This window comes from Enterobacter sp. 01-M-03-SI-ECC (genome assembly GCF_047530215.1).
Taxonomy (GTDB): Bacteria; Pseudomonadota; Gammaproteobacteria; order Enterobacterales; family Enterobacteriaceae; genus Enterobacter; species Enterobacter chengduensis.
This window is the reverse complement of the sequence record NZ_JBLKDA010000019.1, coordinates 53993-73380: the sequence shown is the minus strand read 5'-3', so window position 1 is coordinate 73380 and position 19388 is coordinate 53993. Positions and strand designations below refer to the sequence as shown.

The 19388-nt window shown below is 51.0% G+C and carries 21 protein-coding genes; all 21 read left to right on the top strand.

Going from position 1 to position 19388, the window contains the following annotated elements:
- Positions 1-230: 230 nt before the first annotated feature.
- The 21 genes from ACMWKK_RS17175 (at position 231) to pilP (ending at position 19387) form a co-directional block, all read left to right on the top strand.
- A complete protein-coding gene (locus ACMWKK_RS17175; RefSeq protein ID WP_112781519.1) occupies positions 231-758 on the top strand; it encodes a helix-turn-helix domain-containing protein in 528 nt (175 codons plus the stop codon).
- A 181-nt stretch (positions 759-939) separates the two neighbouring features.
- Positions 940-1854: a ParA family protein gene (locus ACMWKK_RS17170; RefSeq protein ID WP_152043817.1), complete on the top strand. Its 915-nt coding sequence runs from the start codon at positions 940-942 to the stop codon at positions 1852-1854.
- Positions 1851-3218 (top strand): SPI-7-type island replicative DNA helicase, encoded by a 1368-nt coding sequence (dnaB-PI, locus tag ACMWKK_RS17165; RefSeq protein ID WP_152043816.1) that lies wholly within the window; start codon positions 1851-1853, stop codon positions 3216-3218. The genes ACMWKK_RS17170 and dnaB-PI overlap by 4 nt, the downstream gene beginning before the upstream one ends.
- The gene (locus ACMWKK_RS17160) at positions 3215-4930 is read left to right on the top strand and encodes a ParB family protein (protein ID WP_198996528.1); all 1716 of its coding nucleotides are present in this window, start codon (positions 3215-3217) and stop codon (positions 4928-4930) included. Before dnaB-PI ends, ACMWKK_RS17160 begins: the two co-directional genes overlap by 4 nt.
- On the top strand, positions 4923-5177 hold the full coding sequence (locus tag ACMWKK_RS17155; protein WP_152043814.1) for a TraR/DksA C4-type zinc finger protein: 255 nt from the start codon (positions 4923-4925) through the stop codon (positions 5175-5177). Before ACMWKK_RS17160 ends, ACMWKK_RS17155 begins: the two co-directional genes overlap by 8 nt.
- On the top strand, positions 5170-5913 hold the full coding sequence (locus ACMWKK_RS17150; protein WP_152043813.1) for a DUF2786 domain-containing protein: 744 nt from the start codon (positions 5170-5172) through the stop codon (positions 5911-5913). Before ACMWKK_RS17155 ends, ACMWKK_RS17150 begins: the two co-directional genes overlap by 8 nt.
- 84 nt (positions 5914-5997) lie before the next feature.
- Positions 5998-6600 (top strand): DUF2857 domain-containing protein, encoded by a 603-nt coding sequence (locus tag ACMWKK_RS17145; protein WP_152043812.1) that lies wholly within the window; start codon positions 5998-6000, stop codon positions 6598-6600.
- The gene (locus ACMWKK_RS17140; protein ID WP_058799658.1) at positions 6600-6830 is read left to right on the top strand and encodes a hypothetical protein; all 231 of its coding nucleotides are present in this window, start codon (positions 6600-6602) and stop codon (positions 6828-6830) included. Before ACMWKK_RS17145 ends, ACMWKK_RS17140 begins: the two co-directional genes overlap by 1 nt.
- A 78-nt stretch (positions 6831-6908) precedes the next feature.
- Entirely contained in the window at positions 6909-8141 is a 1233-nt protein-coding gene (locus ACMWKK_RS17135; RefSeq protein ID WP_076734837.1) for an STY4528 family pathogenicity island replication protein, read from the top strand.
- A gap of 460 nt (positions 8142-8601) precedes the next feature.
- Positions 8602-9324, top strand: a complete 723-nt coding sequence (locus ACMWKK_RS17130; RefSeq protein ID WP_152043811.1) for a PFL_4669 family integrating conjugative element protein — start codon at positions 8602-8604, stop codon at positions 9322-9324.
- A gap of 13 nt (positions 9325-9337) precedes the next feature.
- Positions 9338-11347: a DNA topoisomerase III gene (locus ACMWKK_RS17125; RefSeq protein WP_152043810.1), complete on the top strand. Its 2010-nt coding sequence runs from the start codon at positions 9338-9340 to the stop codon at positions 11345-11347.
- 628 nt (positions 11348-11975) lie between these two features.
- Positions 11976-12467 carry an STY4534 family ICE replication protein gene (locus ACMWKK_RS17120; protein ID WP_032676551.1) on the top strand — a complete coding sequence of 164 codons (492 nt, stop codon included), beginning with the start codon at positions 11976-11978 and terminating at the stop codon, positions 12465-12467.
- Positions 12468-12539: 72 nt separating this feature from the next.
- Positions 12540-12743: a hypothetical protein gene (locus ACMWKK_RS17115; protein ID WP_032676552.1), complete on the top strand. Its 204-nt coding sequence runs from the start codon at positions 12540-12542 to the stop codon at positions 12741-12743.
- A gap of 17 nt (positions 12744-12760) precedes the next feature.
- A complete protein-coding gene (locus ACMWKK_RS17110) occupies positions 12761-13312 on the top strand; it encodes a single-stranded DNA-binding protein (RefSeq protein ID WP_000168256.1) in 552 nt (183 codons plus the stop codon).
- A gap of 78 nt (positions 13313-13390) precedes the next feature.
- Positions 13391-13633 (top strand): DUF4160 domain-containing protein, encoded by a 243-nt coding sequence (locus ACMWKK_RS17105; RefSeq protein ID WP_406542873.1) that lies wholly within the window; start codon positions 13391-13393, stop codon positions 13631-13633.
- Positions 13617-13865 (top strand): DUF2442 domain-containing protein, encoded by a 249-nt coding sequence (locus ACMWKK_RS17100; protein WP_000155614.1) that lies wholly within the window; start codon positions 13617-13619, stop codon positions 13863-13865. Before ACMWKK_RS17105 ends, ACMWKK_RS17100 begins: the two co-directional genes overlap by 17 nt.
- A 266-nt stretch (positions 13866-14131) precedes the next feature.
- Entirely contained in the window at positions 14132-15481 is a 1350-nt protein-coding gene (locus ACMWKK_RS17095; protein WP_152043809.1) for a TcpQ domain-containing protein, read from the top strand.
- A gap of 1 nt (position 15482) precedes the next feature.
- A complete protein-coding gene (pilM, locus tag ACMWKK_RS17090) occupies positions 15483-15926 on the top strand; it encodes a type IV pilus biogenesis protein PilM (protein WP_152043808.1) in 444 nt (147 codons plus the stop codon).
- Positions 15927-15945: 19 nt separating this feature from the next.
- A complete protein-coding gene (locus ACMWKK_RS17085; RefSeq protein ID WP_152043807.1) occupies positions 15946-17619 on the top strand; it encodes a PilN family type IVB pilus formation outer membrane protein in 1674 nt (557 codons plus the stop codon).
- Between the two features lie 3 nt (positions 17620-17622).
- Positions 17623-18903, top strand: a complete 1281-nt coding sequence (gene pilO2, locus ACMWKK_RS17080; RefSeq protein WP_193227153.1) for a type 4b pilus protein PilO2 — start codon at positions 17623-17625, stop codon at positions 18901-18903.
- On the top strand, positions 18890-19387 hold the full coding sequence (gene pilP / locus ACMWKK_RS17075) for a type IV pilus biogenesis protein PilP (protein ID WP_152043806.1): 498 nt from the start codon (positions 18890-18892) through the stop codon (positions 19385-19387). Before pilO2 ends, pilP begins: the two co-directional genes overlap by 14 nt.
- The last annotated feature ends 1 nt before the right edge of the window (position 19388 follow it).

The window sequence follows — 19388 nt, the reverse complement described above, 5'->3', positions numbered from 1 at the left end:
TTATTTATAATTAATGCCAGACATTGAATGATGGTCTACAGGAAGTCTTACCCAACAATGTCTGTATTGAGGGATGTCCAAAGCCAGAATACATTTATCGTTAATATTACAGCGCTATAAAACGAAGGCGGTCTGCTTTGCGCAGGATCGTTCTTGCTTTAATCTAAAAGGGATGGTTAGTGGCAACTTCAATAGTGTTAGTGACTCAGGATCGCTACCTTGTCAGGGGGATGCGGATATTTTTTCCGGATATTATCCTGCTCGACTCGATTGACAGAAACATATTTGATAGCGGTGCAGATGAATATTCTGTATTGATTGATAGCCGTTCTCCGCTCCGCTTATATGATTACCTGATACGCCATCCGGCCAGAACGAAAAAAACAATCTGCTGCGTTATGCTTGATATGCGACACCGCGAGGAGAATCTGCTCAGTATGAAGTTATTCATGAACACGTCGCTTACGGCGCCGGACATGGCCTCGCTGTTCAACCTGGTGCTCAATATGAAGGGACGGCGCCTGACCACGAAGTGGCTGCTGAATTTACGGCTCAGCACGCACGAAGCGATCATGCTGCGGTTGCTGAGGGCAGGCATGTCGATGGAAGCCATTGCCGATGATCTGAACACGTCGGTGAAAAGCCTCTATCGCAAACGAACGGCGCTCTCAGAACGTCTGGGGGCGGAGAACTTCAACGAGGCGTGTTTGTTTATCTTTAAAAACAAACTGCTGGACGCGGTTGGGAACGATCCCTAGATTGGGGAGAGGCCAAAAGCAAAAACCCGCCACGAGGGCGGGTTCTTTAAATAGTGGTGCCCGGACTCGGAATCGAACCAAGGACACGGGGATTTTCAATCCCTGTGACAAAATGTTAAATTCCATAGAAGAATGATCGGTATTTGTTGAATCGCATCCTGATTAATTTTCAGGTGCTAAAATGCATTTACAATCAATCGATTATCCAACGTTGGGCGTTAAGCCTCGTATTATACCTGTTGTTTCCACTAAGGGCGGCGAGGGTAAGTCTACTCAGTCAGCTAATCTTGCAGGATTTCTGGCCGATGCAGGCATCAAAACACTTCTGATTGATGGCGATCATGCTCAGCCAACGGCCAGCAGTATATTTCCGCTTGAATACGAAGCCCCTGGTGGTTTGTACGAACTGTTGATGCAGACAGTTGATCTCTCCAATCCAGATAATCTGATCTCCCGTACGTCAATCAATAATCTGGACATTATCGTTTCCAACGATCCTCGTAATTTTCTCCCTACTGCAATGCTGAATGCGCCTGATGGACGAGTTCGTCTCCGAAATGCTCTTTCACATCCCCTTTTTAATTCATATGGCGTGATTATTGTCGATTCACAAGGCTCGCGGTCAGTGATGTCTGAGTTAATCATCCTTGCTTCCACCGGAACCATGGTGGGTATTGCCAAACCAATTCTTCCTGATGTCAGGGAGTTCATGCGCGGTACAGTCGCGCTGATGGAAGAATTGCTGCCTTATTGTGCGTTTGGCATTCAGCTTCCGGTCACAAAATTGCTCATCAACTGTATGGAATACGACAATCTGTCTGTTGAGACTCTCGCCGAAGTCAAAGCGGTCGTTGAAGATAAACGCTACAGCGCCCATGCAGACAAAATTCATATCGACTTGCTGGAGACATGTATCTATGACCTGACTGTCTATGTCCTTGGGCATGTTAAGGGCGTACCGGTACATCGTCTTGAAAAAAATACCCGGCGTAAAAGCGACTCAGCATTTACGTCAATGTATCAGTTGGCATGTGAACTTTTCCCTGAGTGGAAAGCGAATTTTGATGCGTTAGCTAATGCGGGGGGCGAGGAATGACCTCTAACAACCGCAGAAATGTATCAGGGCTGTTTTCTCAGGATGCTGAGCAGAGCGTCATTGGTGGCCTGATGCTTGATAACGACTGCTGGGATGAAGTGGCGCTACGTCTCAATACCGATGATTTCTATTTTAAGGTTCATCAGGTCATCTTTCATGAAATGGCGCGCCTGGTTGCAGCAGGGCGTCCGATTGACCTGATCACACTTGCTGAGAGCATTGAAAGCCGCGGTAAGGATGCGCTTGAGCAACTTGGCGGATTCGCCTATCTGGCTGAACTTTCAAAAAATACTCCGAGTGCGGCCAATATCGTCGCTTACTGTGACATTGTTGCCAGGTACAGCCAGGGGCGACAGTTGGTCGCAATTGGTACTGAGATAACCGAGACTGTTAAGGCATCCGGTGCTGATATCGGGGCGGTGATGGAAACCGCAGAGCAAAAAATTACGCGGCTGGCAGAACGTTCAGAACCACAGCAGGCTGTGACGCTGCTTGACGGCATGGAAAAACTCCTGACAGAGCTGGAACGTCGTTGCAATGTGCTTGATGGTATTACTGGTACGCCTACGGGATTTGAAGATTTTGATGCCATGACCAGCGGGCTGCAGACTGCTGATCTGATACTTATAGCAGCAAGGCCTTCAATGGGGAAAACTGCTTTTCTGATCAGCCTGATTCTTAATTCACTTCTGAAAAAAGCCGATACGCATGCGCAGTTTTACAGCCTTGAGCAGCCCACCGAGCAGATCCTCATGCGTATGGTCGCTTCACTTGGCAGTGTAGATCTAACACATTTAAAAAATGGTCAGATGGATGATGAGGACTGGGCGCGCGTTTCAAACGCGTCTTCACTATTGATGGGGGACCTTAAAGACCGCCTCATCATAGATGACACTGGCTCACTGACCCCCGCCATGCTCAGAATTCGTGCCCGTCGTAACGCCCGCCGTTATGGTCACCCTTCTGTCATTGGCCTTGATTACCTGCAACTGATGCGTTGTCCGGATCACGAGAACCGCACACAGGAAATTGCTGAAATCTCGCGGTCACTCAAAGCGCTGGCAAAAGAAATGAGCTGTCCGGTTGTTGCCCTTTCGCAGTTGAATCGTCAACTGGAGAGTCGTGCTGATAAACGGCCTAACAATGGCGATCTTCGTGATTCCGGTGCACTGGAACAGGATGCTGACGTAATTGTCTTTATCTATCGTGATGAGGTCTATCACGAAAACACTGAAGACAAGGGGGTTGCTGAAATTATTGTCAGCAAACAGCGTCAGGGACCAATTGGTACCATCCGACTGCAATACGAAGGCCGATATACGCGTTTCTCTGCTAACCCTGGTCAGACCGGGAGGTTTGCATGAGCAATGCCCGTGGTCTCAACCTTGGCGACGCCATGTTGCAGCGAGGAAAATCACCAGCTCAGGCTGCTGATAATAATACCCCCCCTGTAACACAGCCAGTAAACGAAATGGCAATGGTTCTTACCCTTGACCAGCTTCGCCCCAATCCGGATAACCCGCGCAAAGGGCGCAACCCTCGTTTTGAAGAAATCAAAGCTTCCGTCCGTGCTCGAGGATTGGATTCGATTCCAAAAGTAACCCGCGATCCGGATGGTGATGATGTTTATATCTTTAGTGACGGAGGAAATACCCGGTATCAGATCCTCTGCGAACTCTGGCAGGAGACTGGTGATGAACGTTTTTATCGCGTTCATACAATCTTTAAACCCTGGCCTGGACGTCTAAAATGTCTGGTTGGTCATCTGGCTGAGAATGAGGTCAGGGGAGATCTTACCTATATAGAAAAGGCATTTGGTGTTCATAAAGCGCGCGTAATTTATGAAGAGCAACTGGGTCGAAGTGTGACTTTGCGAGAGCTTTCGGATCTGTTGGGTAAGGAAGGTTATCCTATTGATTACTCCAGCGTAAGCCGAATGGAAGATACGCTTAATTACCTGTATCCACATATGCCCCAGTTGCTTGAAAGTGGTATGAGCCGTGGTCAGGCAACACCACTCCTGAGCCTTCGTTCTTCTGCTATGAAGGTCTGGAAATCTTTCAGCGGTGACGTAAACCCAGAATGTTCTCTTGATGATGTGTTTGGTGCAGTTTGCCGGTGTTTTGATGAACCTGAAAGCTATGCCCTTGATATTTTCAGGGATGAGTTTATCGGTCAACTGGTTAAGGCTCTTCCCCATCCAAGCCTGAATTATGACCGCTGGTTAATTGAACTTGATCCTCGTGAGCAAAAACGCCGGGAACAGTTTGGCGAGCCACCTCCACTGCCAGCACCCACACCCGCGTCTGAACAGTCAGGTGGGCGGGAGCGCACAACACCACCAGTTACGACCCTGCCTGCAGATAAATCATCCCAGCCCCCTGTTACTGGTCTGCGTAGCGGTACGCTGACCACGCTAGGGCGTCCGGAAGCTTTACCAGAACTTCAGGACAATACTGCACTTCCCGGTGGTATGTCTGTTGGAAGTGAGACGCGTCGTGAAGTACAGAATGACCTGTTTGGCGGAAATCCTGTAGTTACCGGTCAGACAGAGAATCCTGATAGCGCCGGAGAATGGCAATTTAAGTCAGATGTTAATTCCAGCGCCCTCATTTCTGCTTTTGGCGAACAGGATGAGTCCTCCATCTCTTCAGTTAGCTCAGTGGCCTTCGCGGCAACCGGGCTGGAGCCGGTCAATGATATCTGGCACATCCCTGCATTACAGGACGACATCGAGCACCTGCAGGATATGACTTATCGGCTTACTTTCGAAATTGCCGAAGCGATGGGCTGTGCGGACTGTGTTCGGGAGAATAAAGACCATCGTTCAGCTGGTTTCTCCATTTCAGAGAACTCCAGTGAGTTTACTCTTTTCCTCGCAGGGCTATCAGGTTCACTGCCTAACAAACAGTTCAATATGTTCATGTTCTGCCTGAATTTTTTTGGCTCTCAGGAACCTACAGATACTGCCGTTTTCGATGATGTCACTGTTGTAAAAACAATGCGTCTTATTCGTGTAATACGTCGTCTGCGTGAGCTGCAGCGTCTGGCTGCGAAGGGAGGGGAAAATGTCTGAAGACCTGAATGATGAAATGGCTCAGGCCAGTACCGCTATTTTCACCCAACGCGGTATCGATGCTATCAGGGCAAAAGTGCACTCATTACGTCCGTCAAAAAAGATTTGCGAATGCTGCGGCTCGGACATTCCCGCAGCCCGCCAGCTGGCAGTACCGGGCGTAGAGTTGTGTGCTGCTTGTCAGGATGTGAAAGAGAAGCAGGATGTTCACCGTGCTGCCGGCAGCAGGGGGCTACACCATGTCTGAAAACACAAAAGTGATTGCACGTATCCGGCGACTGATGGCGCTGGGTACCCGGAACAGTAATCCACACGAGGCGGCCCGTGCAGTGGCGCTGGCTCAACGGCTGATGCAGCGTCATGGCCTGACCCCTGACATGCTTTCTATTCATGATATCCAGGAGTCCGTTTGCCAGAACCTGACCAGTAATGCTGAAAAAGTGCCAGCCTGGCTAAGTTCTCTTGCAACGGTGGTTTGCATGGCTACGGGCTGCCGCTGCTGGTTTGGCTGGCATGTCCACACAAGTTGCAGTGGTGTAAAAAGCGTCCGCCGATCTCTGCACTTTTATGGTTTCAGCGGGAGAGCCGAAGTTGCGCTCTATATCTATACCGTTTTACAGCGGCAACTTCGTGCAGACACTGACGGTCAGATTGCCGGATACCGGAAGCGCCGGATTCTTAAGAACACGCTCCGTCGCCGAGCCGATCAGTTTCGTGAAGGGTGGGTATCTGGCGTCTGGCAGGTACTGCAGTCATTTGCTCCTTCAGAATGTGAGAATTCCATGCTTCAGCGCTGGCTTGCCCAGCGTCACACCGGCGACCCCCTTGGTGCTGTAAGCGTCAGGGCAGCTGGTAAATGCCGTGGCGACAGAGCAGCACGCGTAGCGGGCTGGCTCGCAGGGCGGGATACCGAAGTTCATCAAGGCCTGACTGGTGCGCAGGCTCAACAGCAGATTACGGCGGGAGGCTGTACACATGATTGACTTTTTTTTATGGAGTGCCTGCCTGTCGGGCTGGCTTTTTGATGTTCTGCTTGTTGCCGATCAGATGATATCAGGAGGGGGCCTATGAGCCAGCACAATCTTTCACAGGCCACCACGGCCATCCTTTCATCACTGCTGATGGATGTCAAAAACGGTAATATCCGCCGCTGTGAGTCGCTGGGAATGTCTCTCGAGGAGATACGCGCACTGAGTCAGCTAAGCCTTGATGAGCTGCACTATTTGAGCCAGTCACACGTTTCTGTGCTTGATGTTAGCCTGAATCACGAAAATTTTTGGCTGATGCTCAACCAGGCACGTAATGAGCAGAAACGAATGCTGATGATAGACCGGGCGCTTGAGCTTGGCGGTTCAATGGAACTGATTGATAAATACTTCGGCCTGTCTCCATCAGAGGTTAGTGCACGGCGTCGTCTGATGGGGATAGAGTCTCGCCAGGGCCGCACACAGTCTCTGACGGAGCCACAGGATTCAGCACTATGGATCGAGTGGAAGGCTGCCGGGCTATCATCCCCGGACTCTCATCAGGCTCTGGAAGCGATGATGCTTGCCGCTGAGCAGCATGGCCTGTCACTGACCGCAGTCTGGAGCAGGGTCTGCCAGTGGTGCCGGGAGACAACTCCAACCCCAACCCGCAAGAGTGAATCACAACAGCGCAAGGAAGCATGATGCAGATGACCGACTTTTCTTCACGTCAGCACGTTTCCCCCTCGGTTCGTCGCAGGGCGCAACGGCTGTTCAGCGCAGTATGCTGTGGTGAGAAGGTGTTCCGTCGGTTGACGATGAACGGCTATCTCAAGATAGATGTTGGGCCGTTCTGGCGCATCCTCAGTAAGGATGGAGGTAAACACTGGTGGCTGATGGATCATGAGACCTATAACCGTGAAATACGGCGGTAACGGAATGCCGCTGCTGACCGTACAGTGCCGGGTTCGTCCCGGCATTGTGCTGTCTCAGGTTGAAGAGGAGAGCAGAAAATGACCATTCCGGCAGACAGCATAGTTGCTCATACACTGTCCAGGATGCAGCGTAGTCTCGAACGGCGTACAGACACTGGTGATGTCGGTCAGGAGCGCAGCGGGCTTCTTTTTATGGGAAATGTACATGATGCGTTTCCCCGGCAGCTGTTTCTGGATACCCGTCTTTCGCCACTGGATAAAACCGCCTGGGTGATGATCCGGTTGTATGCACAGCAGAATGAAGGTGCTGTTTTCCCGACTTATGATGAGCTCCAGGTTCAGCTGGCGTCGGCACATTCAGAGAAGGCCTCCAGAGATACAGTCAGCCGCGTTCTGCTGATGCTGCGTCTTACAGGCTGGCTCAGCCTGTGTAAGCGTGTTCGCGACGACCATGGTCGTGTGCGGGGCAATATCTATGCACAGCATGATGAGCCGCTGGGCTACCGTGATGCTGAGACTTTTGATCCAGGCTGGCTGACCCTTGTTGAAGAGAGTTGCCTGAGCAGGAATAAAGCCGTCCGTATGACGGCGCTGGCTGTAGTCAATGATATCCTTCATGATCCGGGAATGCGCCACCGTCACAGCCGCCTGGCCATTATTGAGAGCCGGCTAAGTGCACCTGCCACACCAGAACAAATGGCTCGTCAGCGACAGGCTGTGCAACCGAGTCCGAAATCAGGACTCAGTAAAAAACGCATAAAAAACAGCCCGAATTCACTGAGTCCGGAAAACGGACTCAGTTCCCTTAAACCTGATAATTCACAGAGTCCGGAAAATGGACTCAGTAAAAAATCAAGGACTTACACCGGAGTCCGAAATTCGGACTGTAACGTACGTTCTTTCACACACAGTGTGAATAAAAAAACGTACGTACCGTGTGGTGAGCAATTCCTGCCAGATGATTTTCTGAACGCTCTGAACAGTGAAGACAGGCAGATGCTGAGTACGCAGATGGCTTCGCTTCCGGAGACAATGGCAAAGGCCCTTGCTGATATGCTGCGTGAGCAACAGGCCCTTGGAAGGCTCAACAATCCGGTGGGCTGGATGTTCTCTATGCTACGCAAGGCGCGAAGTGGTGAGCTAAAAATTTCAGAGGATACGGCGACTGCCAGTTCTGGTGGAACAATTTCCCGCCCGGTTGAATCACGTACTGTACCCACAGCCAACATCCCTGTTCAACCTGCGAAACGCCCGTCTCAGGGGCAGGTAAGGGCGATGATTGCGGCTATTCGGCAACAGGTCCAGAAATGATTATGGCATCAAAAATCTTTTCTGATTAAAAAGTGAGCTTGTTGCGGGGCGCAACAAGTATAAAAAATAATCAATTCTGATGTGTGGCGGTTAATGTTTCGCGGGATGGTTTTACGGCTGATTAAAAAGTGAGCTTGTTGCGGGGCGCAACAAGTATAAAAAATAATCAATTCTGATGTGTGGCGGTTAATGTTTCGCGGGATGGTTTTACGGCTGATTAAAAAGTGAGCTTGTTGCGGGGCGCAACAAGTATAAAAAATAATCAATCCTGACGTGTAATGGTTAAGTTTCGCGGGATATTTTTACTGCTAGTTAAAAAGCGACCTTGCTGCGGGGCGCAGCAAGGTTAAATATTAACCAAATTACAATTTCGTTCGTGGAATTATGAGTTTCGCGTTGTTGGAGATACCGGTGTTTCAGGACTATGCCTGCTCATCTTAACTGAACACAGGTGACAACGATGGCTGAAAAAAATGAGAAAAAAACTGGTGCGCTGCAGTCTGAAATGACGATCGCGCTTCATACGAATTACGCAATTGGGTTATGGCAAGGGCGTCAGCCTGAAAAACAGGACGGTGAAAAGCCTGCAAGGCACGGAATTATCGGTATGCCTCAGTTTTTCCACCGTGCGACTCTGATTAACCAGGATTCCCTGCGAAATAATCCATGGGCTGATGTTGCTATGTTTAACCTGGAAGAAAAGATCAAGGTTGCATCAGATTCTATGACTGCTTTGATACAGCAACTTGATGCTGAAATGTCCATGCTGCCGCCTGGTATTACATTGACAGAAGTTGCATCTGTTGAGCCACTCGATATCCAGGTATTTACACGAACCCCTCTGGGTTACAGGTGTGTATTTCTGTTAGTAGGTTTCGATCAGTTTGCGAAAAAGGCACTACAGGCATCGCATTATGGATTAATTACACGTTCTCGCCGTGATCATCATCTTAGCGAAGGCGGCAGATTAATTCGTCAGGTCTATGGCTCTGTTTTATCTTATCGCCGTATCGATGCTACCCGGTTTGATGCTGTGGAAAACAACGAAACATGGAAACAAGCCTGCGAGGTGGCGGGAGAGCCAGATTTGTCTGTTCTTCTTGGTGAAAAACGTTCAGCTTTCTCACCGCCGGTTAATGAATCGAGCGTAAACCTGCTTCGAATGCGATATCGGGCTGCCTGACCGGGGAACCACCATGCGGTTGTTTATCTGCGAAAAGCCCTCACAGGGGCGAGATCTTGCGAATGTTTTGGGTGCCACCCGACGTGGCGACGGTTTTCTAACTGGCCCTGGCGTCACTGTTACCTGGGCAGTAGGGCATTTGCTGGAGACTGCACCGCCTGAAGTATACGGTCAACAGTATGGTAAACCATGGTCGCTCTCTGCTCTGCCGATCCTGCCTTCCCCATGGCAGGTAGTGGTAAAAAAGGAGACGCAGTCTCAGTTCAAGGTTATTGAGCGGCTGCTGCGCCAGGTCGATGATGTGGTTATCTCCACTGATGCGGACCGGGAAGGAGAAGTAATTGCCCGTGAATTGCTGGAATACTGCCGCTGGGACGGTCCTGTACAGCGGCTTTGGCTTTCTGCCCTTGATGAAATGAGCATCCGTGCAGCTCTCAAGGATCTGCGCCCGGGTGCCGAAACTCTTGGAATGTATCATGCGGGACTTGGTCGCGCTCGTGCCGACTGGCTCATTGGAATGAATCTGTCCCGTCTGTATACATTGCTTGCGGTACAGTCAGGATTCGACGGTGTGATTTCTGTCGGGCGGGTGCAAACTCCCACCCTGGCACTGGTTGTCCGACGTGATCGGGAGATAGGGACATTCATCCCTAAACCTTTCTGGCAGGTTAAGGCGCTTCTGAGTGCGAGAGGAAAAACTTTTCCGGCGCAATGGGTACCAGCTAAGGTTTATACCGACGAAGAAAAACGCTGTGTACATCAAAACATTGCGCAGCAGGTAGCGCATCTTTGCCGGCAGGCTGGCGCAGCGACCGTAACAGAATGTGAGACGAAGCGTGAAAAAGCGTCTGCGCCGCTGGCTTTTTCGCTCGGCACTTTACAACAGGCCTGTGGTCTGCTCTGGGATATGTCCCCCCAGCAGGTGCTTGATACTGCGCAGAGCCTCTATGAGAAACACAAGGCAACCACTTATCCACGAACTGATTGTGGATACCTTCCTGAGTCTATGCGTGAGGAAATCCCCTCGGTTCTTTCCGCTATAGGCCTGTCTGATCCAGAGTGTAGTTCTATTCTTTCAGGTTTAAATACTTCGTTTGTTTCACGGATATGGAACGACAAAAAAATCACAGCTCACCATGGCATTATCCCTACCCGAAACGCGTTTAAGTTTTCTGCGTTAAGTGAGGCAGAGCGAAGGGTATACACCCTTATCCGCCGAAATTATCTGGCACAATTTCTTCCCCTGCACGAATCTGATATTACTCGTCTGCAGTTTGACATTGGCGGGCAATTGTTCCGCACAACAGGAAGGACGGAGATTGTAATGGGCTGGAAGGTCCTTTTCAGTAAGGAGGAAGAGGATAGTGCAGGGGATGATGATCTCAGTATTGAACTTCCTCCTCTCAGGAAGAGTGACCGTTGCGGAGTAAACGGTGCAGAGGTCGTGCAGCAAATGACTCGTCCGCCGGCTCACTATACTTTCGCAACACTCATCGGCGCTATGATGAACGCGTCAGCGTTTGTTACCGATATTGCTCTTCGTAAGGTACTGAAGGACAACGCCGGATTAGGCACGGAAGCCACCCGTGCTGGTATCGTTGAGCAATTGCTGAACCGCAGATTTATTGTGCGCAAAGGTAAGCAGCTTCGCGCGACTGATCTTGGTGCTGATGTCATTGATGCTCTGCCCTCGCAGTTAACCGACCCCGGAATGACTGCACTTTGGGAACAGGCTCTGGATGAAGTAGCAGAAGGACGCCTTACCCTGAATGATTTTTTGCAGCGACAGGTCGGATGGACCCGTAACCTTGTCAGCATGGGAGGACAGCAGCGGGTGAGCATTAGAATACCACCCACACCATCGTGCCCTTTATGTGGGGGGAAAACTCGCCTAAAAAAAGGACAGAAAGGAGAGTTTTGGGGGTGTACTCGTTATCCTGATTGCAAAGGAATCATCAACAACGACACCCAGAAACGTAAAAGCGCGCGTAGCTCTAAGGCTGTAAAACCAAAGAATAATTAATTCCTTGTCTCTCATTGCGGGGACAGGATGCCTTTGCTATTGTTGCGACGGCTCTGAAGCCGCACCCCGTGACTGCGGGTCCTGTGAGCATCAAATGCAGTGCTTGCAGGATACAGTCTTGTTGGCCGCGTCCACACCTGAACGTGAGTCAAAAAGGCACAAAACTCCGTGAAACCGTGCCGGGTCCTGAACACACCCCCGGAGCAACTGCGTAAGCAGGTCAACATCAGGTCTAATGGTGCAGACCTCACAGGCGGTGCCGAAAGGTGCCGCTTTTTTTATTTTTTGGCATTGATGATTTTTTACGCACACCGGCGTTGACATCTGCTGCGTCTGAATAAATGATAAAGAGGCTAATCGTTGTCATCGACAACTGCCAATGCCCTGGTGATTTGAGAAGGGCGCCTTCGGGTAATCACATGCCAATGCCACATAAAACCTGAGAGTGGCGCCTTCGGGTGGTAAACCTGTTTAACCTCTGAGAACAGGTACTCCTGGCGAGTTGAGGTCCATTTCACAAATACAGCCAGTCGGCAAAAATTTGCTGACTTCCCTGCGGGAAACGTTATCCCGCAAGGGATAGATGTTTCTCCGCTACCAGTTTAGTTTTCACTCCGGAGATAACATCATGACTGCTACTACAACTGCATCTTCTTCCACCACCTCTTCCTCTGCCAGCCAGAAAAAAGAGTATTTCAATCTTAACGTAAGCGGTATCGGCTACCTGAGCTCGATTCGTCGTGTACAGGGCCAAAACGGTGAATTTACCTGCGCTGTCATTAATGCCCTGACTGGTCCTACCGACAACGCGTCATACACTCGCTTCGATGTCACTGTTGCGGGCCCAGAAGCTACAAAACTCATCAACCGCTGCCAGAAGGCCGTGGATGAAGAGGAAAAAGTATTGCTGGGGTTTGTGCTGAGCGGCCTGAAAGCTGACGTGTTTACCCTTCAGTCGGGCGAACATTCCGGTGAATCCAGACCTTCTCTGAAGGCTCGCCTGATTAAGGTTGAGTTCATTAAGAAAGGCCAGGAAGTCGTTTACACAGCGCCAAATGCATCTCAAACCCCGGAACAAGGTTCTGCGGCTCCTAAAGACTACGATCCGAACTCGTTTTAATTCTTTTTTCTTACATCCGGTAAATCTCTTTCGGGAGATTTACCTCTCTCGATAACGTAACGGAGCTCTCGCATGGGAAATCCATTCGGTTTACTGGCTTCAGAAGCTGGGTATCAATTACAAATTCAGGTTCTGTCCAGTCAGCGCGGTTTTTATATCGGAACCGCGAACGAAATGGGACCCGTGTCCCGTGAGTCAGTCGAATACTACAAAACCAGTCTGCAGGCCGATATTGCTCTTGAAAAAGGGGAATGGACGCAGCGTGAATATGATTAGGTACAGGAGATTACATCATGGCAAGTCGCGGAATTAACAAAGTTATTCTCGTTGGCCATCTCGGTCAGGACCCCGAAGTGCGTTATATCCCCAATAGCAGCACAGCTGTTACAGGGTTCAGTATTGCAACATCGGAGTCATGGCGTGATAAACAAAGCGGTGATATGAAGGAAAAGACTGAGTGGCACCGCGTTGTGTTGTTTGGCAAACTCGCCGAAATAGCCGGTGAATATCTGAAAAAAGGATCACAGGTATACATTGAAGGCCAATTGCGGACCCGCAAATGGACCGATGATGGCGGTGTTGAACGCTGGACAACTGAAGTTGTGGTTGGTGTGAATGGTACGATGCAGATGCTGGGTAGTCGTAATGCCCCTGCTGGTACCGGTAATGCTCAGCAGCCCGGGCAAGCTCAAGGTGGTTGGGGTCAGCCTCAGCAGCCTCAGCCTCAGCAGTCAGCTGCGCCACACATTCCTGCTAATGAACCTCCAATGGATTTTGATGATGACATACCGTTTCTGGGGCATGGTTATGGGATCTGCCGAAAAGCGATCTACGCCATTTCCTGATACGATTTTACAGAGGCGCCAGTTTGACTGGCGCTTTTTTATTCAAGATAATCTTGGCAGGAGCGGGGTACTTTTTTAATGCCAGTTATACTGAGAATTAACGGATTCAAATTTTTCTTTTACTCGAACGAGGGAAATCCTCTAGAACCCGCTCATATTCATGTCCGTAACGCTGATGGTGAAGCGAAATTCTGGCTTGAAGATGAAGTTAAACTGAGCAGGAACGATGGCTTCGATGCCCGGGCTCTTAAAGAGTTGACTAAGATGGTTCAACATAACCAGACGATGTTTGTGGAGGCCTGGAATGACTATTTCAGCTAAAAATGTACGATTTGATGAGACCACTATGTGGGTCGAATTAAACGATGGCAGGGTGATGGGCGTACCAATCGCCTGGTTTCCACGTCTGCTGAATGCCACAGACAAAGAACGTAATGACTATGAACTGAGTAAACGTGGTATTCACTGGGATAATCTCGATGAGGATATCTCAGTCGATGGCTTGCTCGCTGGCCGTGGTGACGTGACCCATGTTCCACATCGCGTAGCCTGATAATCATAAAGTAGCAGACTAAGGCGCCGGATTTTCCGGCGCTTTTCTTTTGAAGGTATTGCCAACTGGCTGGATAAATCGGTCTCGTGTAGCTCCTTCCCCTGCTCCCGAAAACGGTGATAACCCTTGAAACTGGATATCCTGGTCTTTCGCGGTTGCCCCACCGAGGAAATTTTCTTCAGTTTGCAGTAATAGTTTTACATTGTCCGAAAAGGCATCCCCGCCAGAATATCCGACTTGTTTCGGACAACTCCTGGGGATTCCTGATGGTAAAAATAAACCTGCAGACACGTTATCGGCTTGGGGCCATCACGCTATGTCTGCTTGCCGCTGGCTGCACAGACTTTAGTTCTCGCTCTGAACCCATGAGCAGGCTTCAGGGCTCTCCCCGTGTTCAGGATCTTTATCAAAACCGTTCCCCTGAAGTTGTTCGATACGATCGTTACACACTTGCGAGTACGCGACCTGTAGATGCTCAGCGTGACCCGCTGAATCAGATTATCGATATCAGGATGCCTTTGCAGATGGTGAATACCATTGGGGAAGGTATGCGATACGTGATGCTTGAATCAGGTTATTCACTGTGTTCAGGCGAACCGGGTGTATTCTCTGAATTGTTCGTTAAACCATTACCGGCTGTGCAGCGTTCAATAGGACCTGTGAAGCTTGGAGATGCTTTACAAATCCTGGCCGGGCCAGCCTGGCGTATGCGCGTAGATGACCTGAATCGAGAAATTTGTTTCGTTCTGCGTGATGAATATCGACATCTTGCCCTCTCAACAACAGGTCCCTTGCAGGCGAGTGTAGCCAGTCAGGGAACAGGGAAATCTGCTTCTACAGGTACACTACTTAACAGTTCTAAGGGACTTTCTGGTACTGGAAATAACAGCTATCCGTTGCCTCCGGCTCGGCCGGAAAGTTCCATTTTGTCACCAGGGACATCAAAAGTTACCCCTCAAGCTGTTTCCTCTTTATCTGCTGCAACGACAGCAAAAACACCCCGAAACCCGTTCTCTGCCAGCGAGCCATGGGAAAAATCTACGGTTCCGGTGCAGAAAACACAGGCAGGTTCCGCAGCTAACTTAACATCTGGCAAGGTAAAACCATCGACAGAGTTGGCACCTGCGCCTGCGCCGTCAGCATTGTCAGTTGCGTCAGCACCTCTGAATAAAGCTGCTCTTGGTGTGCCTTTAACTTCATCTGGTGCAGTGAAACCAGGTGGAACGGTTCAGAACAGTAATCCCCCTTCCACTATTGTCTCTCCTGCTGCTCCGGTCAGCGGAAAAACTGTTTTCACTCCGGGAGCATTGCTTTCCTCGTTACCAGACGGACAGGCCTGGACCTCGCAGGCAGGCACTACGTTAAAAGAGACTCTGATCCAATGGGCTACATCGGTTCGCTGTGAGAGTGGCAGCAGTCCTACCTGGGTAGTTATCTGGCCAACGCCTGTGAACTACCGCATCGATGTACCATTTACGCTGCGTGGTAATTTCGAGTCGATTATCGTGCAGCTGTTTAATTTATATCGCGCTGCAGAAAAACCCCTCTATGCAGCTCCAAATCGTCTCCAGTGCCTGATATTCGTGGACGATAAGCCGATTCAGGACGGGAAATGATATGGGATATGCGCTGCCAGTTTTCGCGCTTTGTCTTGTCATCGTCTTGATAGCCGGTGATGCACAGCAACATTCATCCGAGCATGTACGGCTTGCGCTGCAGCAGACTCAGCCTGATCAGCTTGCAGCAGACATGCTGCGGACTGCTGATGTCGTAAATAACTGGCGTCACGGGCGGACAATAACAGATGGCCCCGTATCAACCGCACTGACTGGAATGGTGCCGTTACCAGACAGTCGCATCAAAAGCATTATTCAAAACGGTCGCCTGTGGATCTGGGTACCTGAAACAGACGGTGTTTATGCCGCGTTGCGCGCCCGCTCAGTGACATCTGCGCTTGCCCTGACCGTCAGCGGCGGTCGTCTGCGGATGGCGGATGGCACTGATATGAACCTGTCTCTGCCGTCCGGTGTGACGGAAGGCAGCATTGTTTATCTCAACTAACAGAATCAGGGAGCTGCGGATGCCGCGTATACCTTTCTGCCTGACAGTACTTGCTGCTGCGTTTGTGCTGTCATCATGTTCGCTGAGTGAAATCAGCAAAATAGACAAGGAAGCCGTTGGGCAGGCCGATACGGCTCAGCGAGTGTTGCAGAGTCGTCAGTCCATATCACAACCAACTGTTGTCTGGATGGATAAGCCCTGGGTAAACCTGCAGCCAGTTACGCCGGTAGTCTCCACGCCGGACGAAAAGAATCTGCCTCCCTGTCAGATAACGATTAATCGTCCTGATGGTATTTCACTGCCTGAGCTGGGACAGCGCATCACTGCGCTATGTGGTATACGAGTCTCCATCACACCAGATGCATTTGCTGCGCTGAGCAACGTGAGTACCGGCAGCGTGGTAACTTCTCAGATGAGTGGTCAACTGCCGGCGCCGGATGACAATGGTCGGGTTCCCCTGGCACAGATGGGGGCTACGTCAGCTCAGCCCGTCTCCGTTCAGCCATCACCGGCGCTCATGCGTGGCCTTAAATTCCAGGGAGATGTTCGTGATCTGCTCGATGTCGAAGCCAGCGGGTACGGGCTGTCATGGCGCAGTGACGGAAACGGAGTTTATTTTTATCGACAGGATACCCGCACTTTTCAGCTCGTTATCCTGAATACGAAAGTAAACAGTAGCGCATCAATTAACTCCGGCTCTGGCAATCAGCTGGGCAGCGGTGGCGGCACATCGGGGGGGACGAGCGGAGACATTAGCTCTAATCAGAAGACCGATTATGGCATGAACAGCGACCTGTACGACGACATTCGTAAAACCATCGAGCAGATGCTGACGCCAAAATCAGGTCGTTTCTGGCTTTCAGCAGCTACTGGCACGTTGAGTGTTACTGACACACCGGACGTTCTGGAGCGTATTGGTCGTTACATTGAGTATCAGAATAAGGTTCTAAGCAGGCAAGTCCAGCTCAACATACAGATTGTCAGCGTCAACCAGACGCGTAATGAGCAACTGGGTCTTGACTGGGGGCTCGTATACAAATCCCTGCACAATTTTGGCGCCACTCTGACCGGTTCAATGGCCAATGCTTCGACTTCAGCAGGCAGTGCCGGCATTTCGATTCTCGACACGGCAACAGGCAATGCCGCCAAATTTTCCGGCTCCAGCCTGCTGATTAAAGCGCTTTCCGAGCAGGGCAACGTCAGCATGGCGCTGAACCAGACCGACCCAACGGCAAATCTGACGCCAGTAGCTTATCAGCTCTCAAACCAACAGGGCGTTCTGACAAGTTCCAGTTCAACTGCAACAGCTAACGTCGGGGTTACTTCTTCCCAGACCGTGACCACAATCACCACCGGTTTGTTCATGACCATGTTGCCGTTCATCCAGGAAAACGGCGACGTGCAACTGCAGTTCGCTTTTAGCTATACCAGTCCACCGCAGATAGAGAAATTTATCAGTAGGGACGGGAATACCCGTAACGATATACCGAATACCTCGACACAGGGGCTGGCTCGTAAAGTAAACCTGCGCTCAGGACAGACACTGGTATTAACCGGATCTGAGCAACAGAACCTTTCTGCAAACAAGCAGGGAACATTCACACCCAACAACTTTATCCTGGGCGGCGGCCAGAACGGTACGCGCGGTCGTACCACGCTCGTGATCATGATCACTCCTGTTCTGCTGAGGTAATCCATGTCATTAAAGAAAAAATCTTCACTCCGTAGCGGCATTCGCATCACTCACCACCGTCGCGACTGGATAGCCGGTCTTCATTGGGAACAGCAGCGGAGCGCACTGTTAACGCGGTTCCGGGGAAAAGCATCACCTGACACGCATGTCGTAGTTGCTGGCAGGCGTAACGCATCAATGATGGGGGTCGTTTCACCCGGGCGTGTGAGACGGAGCCCTTACTCTCTTGCAGTAGCATTTTTGCTGTCTGAAGGGGGAAATACATGGGGGATATACCGCCTCAGCCGTAGCGAAGACCTCTGGGTTTTCTTTGCAGCCAGTGGTGGGCAGCTTTCTGTCATGGGTGACGTGACTGGTTCACGGGTGAAGATAGAATCAGCAGCTGAAAACTTCCTGCGTTTTAACGATGCTGATGCACCGGGTCTGCGCTGTGCCGCAACCGCAGATGATAATTGTGATGCAACCGCGCTCACAGACAGGCTAAACCGTTCGCAACTGAAGCGCTGCCGCCTGGGTAAGCGCCTGACGACGATGTCGCTCATTATGCCTGCTGCGCTTATTACCCTCGTGGCAGCAGCAGGAATTTACTGGTACGACGACGTTCAGCAAAAAGCGGAACAGGCTGCTGCAATGGCCGAGTTTCGCGCCCGAATGGCGATGTCTGCTGATAAGCCAGCTGCGCCAGCCCGAGCGCCGCATCCGTGGGCCTCTCAGCCACCGGTTTCGCTTTTACTTGGTAATTGCTGGCTGACACGCGCACCACTTTTCGCCTCGGTGGCCGGCTGGCGCTTTACGAACGGCGAATGTGTCCCTGAGGGCCTTCGTTTGCGTTTCTTCGCCACACCTGGTGCGACGGTGGAGGATTTCTCCCACCGCGCAAGGATACTTTTTGGGCATTCTGCCGTTTTCAACCTGCAGGAGGGAGGCAAAAACGGCGACGTCTTCATTCCTTTCCGGAAATACAGCATGAGTGAGTATACCGACGAGGCCTTGCCTGGAGCGGATGCCCAACTGATGCGTTTTATTTCGCACCTGCAGCGTCGCAATCTGGAAGTGAAGTTCAGTGAAGTGAAACCGCCTGCGGTCGCGCCAGGACAGGAGAAAACCATGCCCGTACAGGACTGGCGCGAATTCACGTTCACTGTCAGCTCTCGTTTGCTGGCTGAGCGTCTGCTGCAGGATTTTGATGCGACCGGGCTCCGCCTGAATAGCGTGTCAATCACCATGAGCCCGCAGGGGCAGTTCGACTACACCATGAAGGGGAGCATTTATGCGCAGAATTAAACCCGTGGGAACGGGCCTGCTGCTGTCCGCTCTGTTCTGCGGGCAGGCAGTAGCAACCGTAACCAGTGACGCGCTTTCGCCGAACGTTACGATTGGCGAACTTGAAGCAGCTCAGGCGCGCAATCTCATTCTGGAGCAGAAAGTGCAGACGGCGCGTCTGGAGCAGCAGCTGCGCGAAAGCCAGGCCGGGCAGAGTACTGACAGGAATTATCTGTCTACTGCCACCCAGCCTGCCATGCCGCTTATGGCGCAGCCATCTCCTTCACAACAGACTACCAGTGCAGCCAGTGAAAAGCGGACCGGTGGTGTGCGCCTTCAGGAAATTTACGGTCGCGGCTCGCAGTTGCGTGCACGCATTGTTCTGCCGGATGGCGGAGTCACAGAAGTAGCAAAAGGCGATCAGCTTCCCGGAACCTCAAAGCGGGTCACGGAGGTTACGTCCACGATCGTACGCCTCAGCGACAATTCTGAACTTTCATTCTGAG